8 protein-coding genes are annotated in these 12,475 nt (G+C 44.8%); 6 read left to right on the forward strand and 2 right to left on the reverse strand.

The window, feature by feature from the left end; translation table 11 throughout:
* Positions 1-72 precede the first annotated feature (72 nt).
* Complete coding sequence (tilS, locus tag U0R10_RS01955) at positions 73-1,395, reverse strand: tRNA lysidine(34) synthetase TilS (protein ID WP_377982000.1); 1,323 nt, start codon at positions 1,393-1,395, stop codon at positions 73-75.
* Positions 1,396-1,427: 32 nt separating this feature from the next.
* On the opposite strand from tilS, the gene U0R10_RS01960 reads away from it, so the two are divergent.
* Both U0R10_RS01960 and U0R10_RS01965 read left to right on the forward strand, forming a co-directional pair.
* A complete protein-coding gene (locus U0R10_RS01960; protein WP_377982001.1) occupies positions 1,428-2,951 on the forward strand; it encodes an OstA-like protein in 1,524 nt (507 codons plus the stop codon).
* Between the two features lie 93 nt (positions 2,952-3,044).
* The gene (locus tag U0R10_RS01965) at positions 3,045-3,422 is read left to right on the forward strand and encodes a T9SS type A sorting domain-containing protein (RefSeq protein WP_377982002.1); all 378 of its coding nucleotides are present in this window, start codon (positions 3,045-3,047) and stop codon (positions 3,420-3,422) included.
* Between the two features lie 171 nt (positions 3,423-3,593).
* On the opposite strand, the gene htpG is transcribed toward U0R10_RS01965, so the two are convergent.
* Positions 3,594-5,414 (reverse strand): molecular chaperone HtpG, encoded by a 1,821-nt coding sequence (gene htpG / locus U0R10_RS01970; protein WP_377982003.1) that lies wholly within the window; start codon positions 5,412-5,414, stop codon positions 3,594-3,596.
* Positions 5,415-5,503: 89 nt separating this feature from the next.
* On the opposite strand from htpG, the gene U0R10_RS01975 reads away from it, so the two are divergent.
* The 4 genes from U0R10_RS01975 to lpdA all read left to right on the forward strand — a co-directional run bounded on the left by U0R10_RS01975 (position 5,504) and on the right by lpdA (position 12,349).
* On the forward strand, positions 5,504-6,379 hold the full coding sequence (locus U0R10_RS01975) for a type IX secretion system membrane protein PorP/SprF (protein ID WP_377982004.1): 876 nt from the start codon (positions 5,504-5,506) through the stop codon (positions 6,377-6,379).
* 249 nt (positions 6,380-6,628) lie between these two features.
* Positions 6,629-9,358: a 2-oxoglutarate dehydrogenase E1 component gene (locus U0R10_RS01980; protein WP_377982005.1), complete on the forward strand. Its 2,730-nt coding sequence runs from the start codon at positions 6,629-6,631 to the stop codon at positions 9,356-9,358.
* 9 nt (positions 9,359-9,367) lie between these two features.
* Positions 9,368-10,897, forward strand: a complete 1,530-nt coding sequence (gene odhB / locus U0R10_RS01985) for a 2-oxoglutarate dehydrogenase complex dihydrolipoyllysine-residue succinyltransferase (protein ID WP_377982006.1) — start codon at positions 9,368-9,370, stop codon at positions 10,895-10,897.
* Between the two features lie 45 nt (positions 10,898-10,942).
* Entirely contained in the window at positions 10,943-12,349 is a 1,407-nt protein-coding gene (gene lpdA, locus U0R10_RS01990) for a dihydrolipoyl dehydrogenase (RefSeq protein ID WP_377982007.1), read from the forward strand.
* Positions 12,350-12,475 lie beyond the last annotated feature (126 nt).

The raw sequence follows: 12,475 nt of genomic DNA on the forward strand, positions 1-12,475 counted from the left end.
TTCCCCAAAGTGCTTTTTCCCCCTTACCTTTGGCAATCCTCCAAGGTTTGCCAAAGGTAGGTGACGTGGGGTTTATTTGATCTCGAAAATCATGACCGTTTCGGTCTTATCACTTACCTTAAATCGGTTATCAATCCGCTGCCCTACGATCCAAGCCACCGAACCTTTACTGACTAATAAATTGGTCGTCTTCTTCAAATTCACCGGAACCTTTTTGTCCGTCAAAAAATCAGAAATCAATTTTTTGCTATTCATCCCAAGAGGGCAGAACCAATCACCTTCTTGTGCTTTTCGAATCTCCAACGGAAATGTTAGGCTATCTGCATCTAAACAAGCAATGTTCGGGTCAGTGGGCACTTTGAAATCAGGTGTTTTTTCCTCCACATAAATGTGAAGCATCTGATTGCCAACCTGGATATCTTCATCCTCTTCTTGTATGAGAATTGGCTTGAACTCGGATTGATCTTTAGGTGAAATCACCCATTGCGCCCGATCGATATTCAAGGTATATAAAGGTGATTCGAATATCTTGCCCACTTTGTCGGCAGGATGCTGGATGATCTGTTCAATTTGATCCGGATGAAAATGTAAGCCTTGCAACCAGCGTTGCTGCATCACTTTTTCTTTGGAAGATAATTCAGCCAGTTTGACGAATTGATTATTCGAAGTGTCTGTGGTGCAATTAGCTAATTTCCAGGCGTTAAATTCATCCGATATCCAATCTTCTACTGCACGTATCCGCGCACTTGTTTGCGCTAATGTTTGGTCGAACACCGGATTCATTTCCTGAAACTTGGGAACGATTTCATGGCGAATGAAATTCCGCTGATACTTCGTTGACTCGTTGGACGAATCCTCCCGCCAAGCCATCCGATTCTCGACCACCAAATCATAGATTTGCTCTTGTGTGGCAAACGCCAACGGCCGAATCACGTACCCATGTTTAAGGGGTATGCCATGAAAACCGGCCAATCCGCTCCCGCGCGTTAAATTTATAAGCACTGTTTCCGCGCTATCCATCAGATGGTGTGCCGTGGCAATGTAGGCGTAGCCTTCCTGTTGTCTAATTTCTTCGAACCAATTATAACGCAATAAACGCGCAGCCATTTGGGTTGAAATCTTTTCTTTTTCAGCGAAAGCCTTGGTGTCAAATACGATGGAATGATACGGGACTTTGAGGGTTTTGGCGAATTTTTTGACGAACACCTCATCTGCGATTGACTCTTCGCCGCGCAAGCTGAAATTCACGTGCGCGATGCCAAAATTAAATTTGGCCTGCGCAAATAATTTAGCCAAAACCATGGAGTCAATCCCGCCACTTACGGCCACTAGGATTTTATCTTCCGGTGTAAATAAATTCTCTTTTTGGATAAATTGGATGAAATCTTCCAGCATAAAATTGGTAAATTGCGCGTTCAAACTTTACTATGCAGCAAAGATACCGAATATTCCTGCTTTTCTTGTTGATGTTCCCTGCAATCCTGCAGGCGCAAAGTCAATTGGAAGTCATTCGGGCAGATAGTTTGAACGGGATCCAACAAGACTTAATCATGCGCAAAACGTTGATTGGACACGTCCAATTACGTCAAGGAACGACCTTAGTGAGTTGCGATCAGGCAGTTTTGAATAGTAGCACGAACAATGTTGAGGCGTATGGGCATGTTAAAATCATACAGGCGGACACGGTGACTATCAATGGGGATACGGCGATTTATAATGGCGATAGCCGACAGGCCTTTATCACTGGGCGTGTGAAGTTGGACGATCACACCATCATTTTAACGACCAATAAACTAGATTATGACCTCAATTCCCGCATGGCGATTTACCATACAGGAGCGAAGATTGTTGATAAAAAATCGACATTGACGAGTCGCGAAGGCTTCTATAATACGGTCACCAAAAACTTTCTTTTCAAGGAGAAAGTGAAGGTTGTTGACAAAGATGGCAGCGCCGTTCGGGCAGATTCCTTGCGTTATAACACCGCTTCCAAAGAGGCCTATTTCATTTGTCCTACGGAGATCATTACCAAAAAAGATACGGTTTTGACGACAGCCGGTTTTTACAATACGCAAACCAAAGTTTCCAATTTTACTGGTCGGTCTACTGCCCGTACCGCCGAATATATCTTGTCGGCAGACACCCTTTTCTATGACAGCCCAACCCAGATCGGGGTGGCACGCGGAAAAGTGGAGTTTTTGAGCCAAAAGGAAAAAGTGATTTTAACGGGAGATCATGGGCGCTACGCGGGGAAAACGGGTGTGACTCGTGTGTATGGCCACGCGCTGATGAAAAATATATTGGAGAAGGATACTTTATATCTAACGGCGGACACTTTGGTTTCTGTCAGCATCGAGAAAGATTCGATTCGGAAGTTGTTTGCATATAAAAATGTGCTCATATATAAATCGGACCTTTCGGGGAAATGTGATTCGCTTGGCTACGATGTGAAGGATTCGACCATTCATTTTTACCAAAAACCAATTCTCTGGGCTAATGGCTCGCAGATGCAAGCCGATTCGATGTCCTTGTTTATGACGAATCAAAAGCTGCGCGAGATGCGTTTAAGAGGTCATTCGTTTATCATTACAAAAGATTCCGTGGCGCATTACAATCAAATCAAAGGCCGGAAAGTCTGGGTACATTTTGCAGATGACTCCAAACTGAAGCGCGTGCAGGTAGATGGAAATGGGGAAAGTGTCTATTATGTGATGGATGATAAACAAGTCACCACAGGATTGAATCGAGTCGAATGCAGCCGAATGAACATATTTTTTGATGATAATAAAGTCAAACGGATTGCTTTTATCACAAAGCCTGAAGCCAAATTTGCTCCGCCGAAAGAGTGGAAGGAAGAACTGGAATATCTCGATGGGTTCAACTGGCGTGCCAAGGAGATTATTACCTTGCCGATGGTCTTGGATCGGGTTCGCTATGTTAAAAAACCTTAAAATTCGGCCATTTGTCCTTGTAATTGGCTGTTTGGCCATTTCTTAGTTTGACTTGCAATAAAGTATCCCTATTTTCGTTTAAGAAATTCAACGATGAACAAACGCTTTTTACTTTTGGGATTATTGGTGCTAGGTCTGTTGACCGCAGCGAAGCCCGCACAGGCGCAAGTGTCTAAGTCAGGTGAGAATTATTTGTTTGTGAATGATCGCGTACAAGTTTCTCATTTATATCCCAACCCGGCCGTTGATTATGCAGAAATTGATTTTCAAATCAATGCGGGTGTGCAAGATGTTAAGCTTACTTTCTACAACATTTTAGGCCAAGAAATAAAAGAAATTACGTTAGAGCGCGATCAGCGTTCCGCACGAATCCCGATGCGTGATTTCAATAACGGTATGTATATGTACCAATTGACGATTGATGGTCGATCCGTCGCCACCAAGAAACTCATCGTTCGTAAGGGAATGTAATAAAAAATCCCTGGTCTTTCGGCCAGGGATTTTTTATTGGACGTTGGACGTCAGACATTGGACATTAGACCTGACAATTTTTCTAACATCCAAAGTCTAACGTCCAAAGTCTGACGTCTAGCGTCTAATTTCAAGCGTCTAACGTCCAACGTCTAACGTCTAGCGTCTAGACTATTGCTTGGCGATCGTGCGCTTAATAAACGCCGTCAAATCAGCACCCGTCAATAAATTCTGCGACAAGAGCGCCAAATCCGAGATTTGCTTCGCTAACGCTTTTTGCTCATCCTCCGAAGTAAGCTCAGCTAATTTGCTGATCAACGGGTGATTCGCATTGACCGTAATGTTGTAGGTCGTAGGCATCGCACCAAACATGCTCATACCTCCACCACCACCATTCTTCGACATTTCACTCATGCGGCGCATGAACTCATTTTGCGTCACAATTGCAGGTAATTCATCCGGCGACATCGCTTCCACCGAAACAACTTTTTGCTTGTCATTCAAGGTCTCTTCGAATACTTTTTTAACCGATTCTTTCTGCGTCTCGCTCAAAATCGCCTCTAGATTAATACCTGTGTCGATCAACTTTTCAATGCGATCCGCATCTACGCGTTTCCATTGTGTTTTTTCTAATTTGGCCTCCATCGCTTGAATGAAGTGACTGTCGATCAACGAATCTAGACGGATCACGGAATAGCCTTTTTGTGTGGCGGATTGAATAAAGGCATCTTGTTGTTGCTCATCCGTGGTATATAAATACACTTTGTTGCCGTCTTTGTCGGTCTGCGCCGCTTGTACCTCCTCTGCATATTCATCTAGCGTGAAATATTTGCCAGCGGTATCTTGCACCAAACAGAAATCTTTGGCTTTCTCCATGAATTTCTCGTCCGAAATCATACCGTATTTGATAAATAGGCCAATGTTGGCAAATTTCTCCTCAAACGCCGCGCGATCTGCCTTGAATAATTCGGCCAATTTATCTGCTACTTTCTTCGTGATGTACGAGTTGATTTTCTTTACATTCGAATCCGCCTGCAAGAATGAGCGCGATACGTTTAGTGGAATATCTGGGGAGTCGATGACCCCATGCAACAACATCAAGAATTCAGGGACGATGTCTTTGACTTCGTCGGTGATGAATACTTGCCGACTGTACAACTGGATCTTTTCCCGCTGCAATTGCATCTCGTTCTTCACTTTCGGGAAGTACAAAATACCGGTTAAGTTGAATGGGTAGTCCACATTCAAGTGAATCCAAAACAAAGGTTTCTCTTGCATCGGGTACAATTCATCATAGAATTGTAAGTAATCCTCATCCGTTAAATCGGATGGTGATTTCGTCCAAATCGGACTTGGGTTATTGATGATTTTCTCTTGAAACTCAATCGGCATCGGTAAGAATTTACCATACTTTTCTAAGATTGATTTCAATCGATATTCTTCTAAAAACTCCTCTGAATCTTCCGCAATGTGCAAAATGATGTCCGTTCCGCGTGTCTTCTTTTTCGCTGATGCAATGGAATATTCGGTCGAACCGTCGCAAATCCAACGCGCCGCCTCAGAACCATCTTGGTAGGATTTAGAAATGATTTCAACTTCTTTGGCAACCATAAAGGCAGAATAGAATCCTAAGCCAAAATGACCGATGATACCTTTGTCATCTCCCTGATCTTTGTATTTCTCCACAAATTCAGTGGCGCCAGAGAAGGCAATTTGATTGATGTATTTCTTAATTTCTTCGGCCGTCATACCAATTCCATTATCTGAAATGGTGATTGTCTTTTTGTCTTTGTCGAAGCTTACCTGAACTTTTAACTCACCCAATTCGCCGTTGAATTCACCAATAGAACTCAAGCGTTTGATTTTTTGGGTGGCGTCTACCGCATTGGATACCAACTCACGAAGGAAAATCTCGTGGTCCGAATAGAGAAATTTTTTGATGATGGGAAAAATATTCTCGGTGTGAATGGAGATGTTACCTGTTTCTTTCATGTTTAATTGAGATTAAAAATCATAAATTTGAATTCCTAGTTATCAAATGATATTCCAAGCCAAACGGAAATGTCATATTGTCAGATTTTATGAAAAAAGTTATTTTCCTCGTGTTGATGGTGCAGGTGGCGTTAGGCCAACAAGAATCCCTTCGGATGGTGTATCCATTTATTCCCCTTGGGATTAATCCTGCGGAAGCCGGACTACGGGGTGTGGCTTCTATAACCGGTATTTATCGCAAAAAACCGCTGTTCCAACAAAATTTGGGGGGATCTTCCCAACAGTATTTCAGTTTTGACATGCCCATCGCACAAGGAAAAGGCGGGATTGGGTTTTTGGCCTATAATACGGACCAATCCTATTTGTTGCCACAAGGCGGACTAGCGGCCAACTTGGGCTTGTCGGCCGTCGGATCTTACGCCATGGAGTGGGGAAGGGGAAATACCCTGCGTTTTGGAGGACAAGTAGGGATAGATCAATATCCCATTTTGGATAAAACAGGTACTGCCGTCCTGCGCAGCAGCTTTGGACTGGGGCTGATATATACCCATGATCAATTGGTGGTAGGTATTAGCAAACCCACCCGCGAGGCTCCCACTTATGTACGGGCGACCTATACCATGAATTTAGATAATTCCTTTACGACCAAATTCGGTTCGCTGGTACGCCTCGGATCGGGTGACCTCAAAGTCGATGCACACGCCACGGTATGGTACCATGAAAAAGTGGGTGCGGGTCTGTGGTATCAAGGAACAGGATCGGAATTCGGCGATGCGGCGTTACTGCTGAGTGCTGAAGTTGCTCTCGGACGAAATTTTCGCGTGGGCTATGCCTATGATTTACTAGGAAAACAAGTAGCCTTGACCACGCCCATGAGCTCCGGAGTAGCCTCCGGTTTTCATCAAATCTTTATACGCTATGAGATCGATACCGGTAATGGTAAAATTGCCGAGTTTAGACCATGAGTAATTGTAGGAATATTTTGACTTTGGTGAGATAAAGTTGGAATAATTAAAGATTTTTTTTCAACACGTTCAAATAGGATTTTTTCGAAAGAAATTTGTGCCTTTATAAGGTAAAAAACCCCAATTTTTTGGGAATAATTAAAAAAGAGTATAGTAAATTGCGAAGATTTTTTCGGACAGAAATAATTACGCTAAACCAAAACATCAACGTTTGAAACTTTTTCTAGTTCTCGGCTAGAATTTTACATTATGGATCCATTTTCCTACGTAGCGAATGCAGATACACAGGTCATTGCCGACTTGTATGAAGCTTACAAACAAGACCCCAATTCCGTAGACAGCTCTTGGAGAGATTTCTTTAAGGGATTCGATTTTTCACAAACCTGGTTAGGTGAAGGTGCGCCTGCCGGTGCTGGTTCAGCAGATTCTTCCCATGTGCAAAAAGAGATGGCCGTGATTTCATTAATCAAGGCATTCCGTTCACGTGGGCACTTATTATCCAAAACGAATCCGGTGCGCGAGCGCAAGGATCGTCAGCCTCGTTTGGCATTAACTGATTACGCTCTTTCCGATGCGGATTTAGATACCGTTTTTCAGGCAGGTACGTTCTTGGCAATTGGGCCAGCGACGTTGCGTCAAATTCAAGACGCCCTACATAAGATCTATGCTGGTACGATCGGGTTTGAATATTCCTATATCCGTGAGGTAGCGACGAAAGAATGGTTGCGCAACAAGATTGAAAAGGAAGCTTTGGCATTCAATCCTTCCATTGAAAAGAAAAAACATATCCTGGAGAAATTAAACGAAGCAGTCGTTTTCGAGAATTTCTTAGGAACAAAATATTTAGGCCAAAAGCGCTTCGGACTGGAAGGTGGTGAATCTACGATCCCAGGTTTGGATGCGATTATTAATACCTCGGCCGACTTAGGGGTGAAGGAAGCCATGATTGGTATGGCGCACCGCGGTCGTTTGAACGTGTTGGCCAACATTATGCACAAATCGTACGAATCGATCTTTGATGGTTTCGAAGGAAATGTGCCTGATGAAATTCATGGGGATGGCGACGTAAAATACCACTTGGGGTATTCTTCGAAGCATATTTCACCAAACGGTAGCGAAATTTCATTGAAATTAGCGCCTAATCCATCGCACTTAGAAGCGGTAAATCCATTAGTAGAAGGTTTCTGTCGCGCGAGTGCGGATGCCCATTATCATGGTGATTATTCGAAAGTGATGCCGATTTTGATTCACGGAGATGCAGCGGTTGCCGGACAAGGTATCGTGTACGAAGTGACGCAAATGGCGAAATTGAAAGGCTATTCAACGGGTGGAACGATCCACTTTGTGATCAATAACCAAGTAGGATTTACAACCGATTTTGAAGATGCACGTTCTGCGATTTATTGCACGGATGTAGCGAAGATTATCGACGCACCCGTATTCCACGTGAATGGAGATGATCCAGAAGCGGTGGTTTTCGTGTCGCGTATCGCTGCTGAATTCCGTCAGGAGTTTGGCCGTGATGTTTTCGTGGACATGGTTTGTTACCGTCGGAATGGTCACAATGAGTCCGATGAGCCGCGTTTCACGCAGCCTACGTTGTATGCCAACATCACCAATCACCCCAATCCACGCGAAATTTACATTCAGAAATTAATCAAGCAGGGTGAAATTGAGGCGAAATTAGCGGAGCAAATGGATGCTGAATTCAAGGCAGAGCTACAAGCGCGCTTGGATTTAGTTAAACAAAAAGTTCGCCCTCCTTATATTCCTTTGAAATTAGATAATGCGTGGTCGGCATTGCGTTACTCAACCGAAAAAGACTTCGAAAAATCGCCTAAAACAGCCATTTCTCAAGCGGTAGTAGACCAAGTAGCCAAAGCGATCACGACGTTGCCAAAAGGTTTTGTGGCCTTGAAGCAAATTGAAAAGGTCATTGCTGATCGTAAAGTATACTTCGAAAAGGGTGAATTAAACTGGGCCACAGCTGAGTTATTAGCTTATGGTTCTTTATTAGTGGAAGGCAAAGCGGTTCGCTTGTCGGGACAAGATGTCCAACGGGGTACGTTCTCACACCGCCATGCGGTATTGCACGATGCCAATACAAATGAAAATTACAGTTCGTTAAATCATATTTCGGATAAGCAGGAGCAAGCACAAATCTATAACTCATTATTGTCGGAATACGGCGTATTAGGTTATGAGTTTGGTTATGCGTTAGCGAATCCTAATTCCTTAGTAATCTGGGAAGCGCAGTTTGGTGATTTTGCCAATGGGGCTCAAACCATGATCGATCAGTTTGTTTCGTCTCATGAATCGAAGTGGGGGACACAAAATGGTTTGGTGATGTTATTGCCACACGGCTACGAAGGTCAAGGACCGGAGCACTCGAATGCACGTCCTGAGCGTTTCTTGCAATTAGCAGCTGAGAATAATATGGTGATTGCGAATTTGACAACACCAGCCAATATATTCCATGCGTTGCGCCGCCAATTAACTTGGGAGTTCCGCAAGCCACTCGTGGTGATGTCACCGAAGTCAATTTTCCGTCATCCGAAAGTCGTTTCGAAATTGGATGCCTTTACGAAAGGTTCATTCCAAGAGGTGATTGGAGATGACTACGCAGATAAAGCGAAAGTGAAACGCGTGTTGATCTGTTCAGGTAAAGTATATTTTGACTTATTGGATCGTCAAGAAAAAGATAAGCGTAAGGATGTGGCGATTATCCGTTTGGAGCAATTGCATCCATTCCCAACGAAACAAGTAGAAGCGGAATTGGCGAAATACAAATCGGCAGAAATTTTCTACGTGCAAGAAGAACCGGAAAACATGGGCTATTGGTCGTATGTGATTCGTGAGTTTGGTTGGTCACGTTTTGCCAAATTAGTCGCACGTAAGAAATCGGCCTCACCGGCGACAGGATTCTTGAAGGTGCATGGAGAGGAGCAGGCAGCATTGATAAACAGAGCATTTGAATAATCGAATATTATGGCTATAGAAATGAAAGTGCCCGCGGTGGGCGAGTCAATCACGGAAGTAACGGTTGCCACTTGGAACAAAAAAGAAGGCGATCACGTGAAATTGGATGAGGTGTTGTGCGAACTAGAGTCGGACAAAGCCACATTTGAATTGCCAGCTGAGGCTGAAGGTATTTTGCACATTGTGGCAAAAGAAGGCGATGTGTTGCCGATCGGTGCAGTGATTTGCACGATTGAGGCAGGCGGTGCGACAGCATCGGTTACCGTAGCAGACGCCGCTCCCGCAGCAGTGGTAGCTCCTGCACCCGCAGCAGCTCCGGCTCCAGCTCCAGCAGCAGGGCCAACGACCGTATTGGAAGTTAAAGTTCCCGCAGTAGGAGAGTCGATTTCAGAAGTAACCGTTTCAGTTTGGAATAAGAAAACAGGGGATGTTGTTTCATTAGATGAAGTTCTTTGCGAATTAGAGTCGGACAAAGCGACCTTCGAATTGCCAGCTGAATCAGCCGGTGTGTTAGAGGTGATTGCGCAGCCAGGTTCTGTTGTTCCGATTGGAGGCTTGTTGGCGAAAATCACCGTAGGTGGTTCCGTAGCAGCAGCACCAGCGGCGGCTCCAGCTCCAGCAGCAGCGGCTCCAGCAGCAGTAGCTTCTTCAGATGCAACGTATGCAGCAGGTCATCCATCTCCAGCAGCAGCAAAAATATTAGATGAAAAAGGAATTGCGGCAGCTTCGGTTGCGGGTTCAGGTGTGGGTGGACGTATCACGAAAGAAGATGCCGTAGCAGCTTCGAAACCAGCGGCGGCTGCACCGGCAGCTCCGGCTGCTGCACCAGCGGTAGCACAAGGCGGAACGCGTCGTGAGAAAATGAGTTCATTGCGTAAAACAGTTGCCCGTCGTTTGGTAGCTGTGAAAAATGAGACGGCCATGTTGACAACCTTCAACGAGGTAGACATGAAGCCGGTCATGGATTTACGTGGAAAATACAAAGATAAATTCAAGGAGAAACATGGCGTGGGATTAGGCTTTATGTCCTTCTTCACGAAAGCGGTTTGCGTGGCCTTGAAGGAATATCCTTCGGTGAATGCGAAGATCGATGGCGATGAAATCGTGTTCCACGATTATTGCGATATTTCGATTGCGGTTTCTGCACCAAAAGGATTAGTTGTTCCGGTGATTCGCTCGGCAGAGAACTTGTCATTAGCGGGCATCGAATCTGAAGTGGTTCGTTTAGCGGGAAAAGCACGTGAGAATAAATTGAGTTTGGAAGAAATGAGTGGCGGTACATTTACGATCACGAATGGTGGGGTATTTGGTTCGATGCTTTCTACGCCAATCATCAATGCGCCGCAAGTTGCGATCTTAGGTATGCACAATATTGTAGAGCGCGCAGTGGTTGTGGACGGTCAAATCGTTATTCGTCCGATCATGTATTTGGCATTATCGTATGATCACCGCATCATCGATGGCCGGGAGTCTGTGAGTTTCTTAGTTCGCTTGAAGCAACTATTGGAGGATCCAGCTCGTTTATTATTAGATATTTAATGACTAGAATAGGCCTTGCGGGGCCTATTCGCTTTCAATCGCCTTATGCAAGAATTTGATGTTGTCGTAATTGGTTCGGGTCCAGGAGGATATGTTTCGGCTATCCGTTCGGCCCAATTGGGTTTCAAAGTGGCCATCGTGGAGAAATATGCCGTGATGGGTGGAACGTGTTTGAACGTGGGATGTATACCTTCGAAAGCATTGTTGGACTCGTCTGAGCACTACCACAATGCGGTGCATACCTTCCAAGATCATGGAATTGATATTTCAAAACCAAAGGTCAATATGGACCAAATGATCAAGCGCAAAGCGGGTGTGGTTTCGAATTTGAATGCAGGTATTGCGTATTTGATGAAGAAAAACAAGATCACTACGTTTCATGGTTTGGGATCATTTGATTCAGCGAAAACAGTTAAAGTGACCAAAGAAGATGGTTCTTCGGAGGTGATTGCTGGAAAGAATATTGTGATTGCGACGGGTTCTAAGCCAACGATCCTTCCGTTCATTCCGGTGGATAAAGAGCGTATTATCACGTCGACCGAAGCCTTGAAAATGAAGGAAGTTCCGAAGCATTTAATCGTGATCGGAGCGGGGGTAATCGGCGCTGAATTAGGTTCTGTTTACGCACGTTTAGGATCAAAAGTTTCCTTTGTGGAATTTGCGGATAGCATGATTGCCACGATGGATAAGACGATGGGCAAGGAATTGCAAAAGTCGATTGCCAAATTAGGCGCTGATTTTTACTTGTCCCACAAAGTGACGGGTGCATCCGTGAAGGGGAAAGAAGTGACGGTGAAAGCACAAGATGCGTCGGGTAAGGAAGTCGAGATTAAAGGAGATTATTGCTTGGTATGTATTGGTCGCCGACCGTACACCGATGGTTTGAACTTAGCTGCGGCGGGTTTAACGGCCGATGAACGCGGACGGATCGCGGTAGATGAGCATACACTTCAAACATCGGTTCCGGGTATTTACGCGATTGGTGACGTGGTTCGTGGAGCGATGCTGGCTCATAAAGCAGAGGAAGAAGGAACTTTAGTTGCCGAAGTGATAGCAGGCCAAAAGCCACATATCAATTATAATTTAATTCCAGGCGTTGTCTACACCTGGCCAGAAGTGGCTTCGGTAGGGAAGACGGAACAAGAATTGAAAGCGGCAGGTATCGCTTACAAAGAAGGTTCATTCCCGTTCAAGGCTTTGGGTCGTTCAATTGCATCGGGCGATGTGGATGGTTTGGCGAAAGTTTTGGCAGATGCCACAACAGATGAAATCTTAGGTGTTCACATCATCGGCGCTCGTGCGGCGGATATCATCGCGGAAGCGGTGGTCGCGATGGAATACCGTGCTTCGGCAGAAGATGTGGCGCGTATGTCACACGCGCACCCGACGTATACAGAAGCTTTGAAAGAAGCTTGTCTGGCTGCGACGGCGAAGAGGTCGATACACAGTTAAGAGGTGAGAGGTAATAAGAGGTGAGAGGTAAGAGGTAAGAAGTAAGAGGTAATAAGAGGTGAGAATTAAGAGGTAAGAAGTAAGAGATTTTTTGAATTTAGATAGTGCTGGCTGCGGTTGGCACTA

The organism is Aquirufa avitistagni (assembly GCF_042715545.1).
In the GTDB taxonomy this organism is placed as follows: domain Bacteria; phylum Bacteroidota; class Bacteroidia; order Cytophagales; family Spirosomataceae; genus Aquirufa; species Aquirufa avitistagni.

Bases quoted from the DNA above. Each gene is read 5' to 3' on its own strand.
- htpG (WP_377982003.1), bottom strand. From the start codon at position 5,414: ATGAAAGAAACAGGTAACATCTCCATTCACACCGAGAATATTTTTCCC.
- odhB (WP_377982006.1), top strand. From the start codon at position 9,368: ATGGCTATAGAAATGAAAGTGCCCGCGGTGGGCGAGTCAATCACGGAA.
- lpdA (WP_377982007.1), top strand. From the start codon at position 10,943: ATGCAAGAATTTGATGTTGTCGTAATTGGTTCGGGTCCAGGAGGATAT.
- U0R10_RS01960 (WP_377982001.1), top strand. From the start codon at position 1,428: ATGCAGCAAAGATACCGAATATTCCTGCTTTTCTTGTTGATGTTCCCT.
- tilS (WP_377982000.1), bottom strand. From the start codon at position 1,395: ATGCTGGAAGATTTCATCCAATTTATCCAAAAAGAGAATTTATTTACA.
- U0R10_RS01980 (WP_377982005.1), top strand. From the start codon at position 6,629: ATGGATCCATTTTCCTACGTAGCGAATGCAGATACACAGGTCATTGCC.
- U0R10_RS01975 (WP_377982004.1), top strand. From the start codon at position 5,504: ATGAAAAAAGTTATTTTCCTCGTGTTGATGGTGCAGGTGGCGTTAGGC.
- U0R10_RS01965 (WP_377982002.1), top strand. From the start codon at position 3,045: ATGAACAAACGCTTTTTACTTTTGGGATTATTGGTGCTAGGTCTGTTG.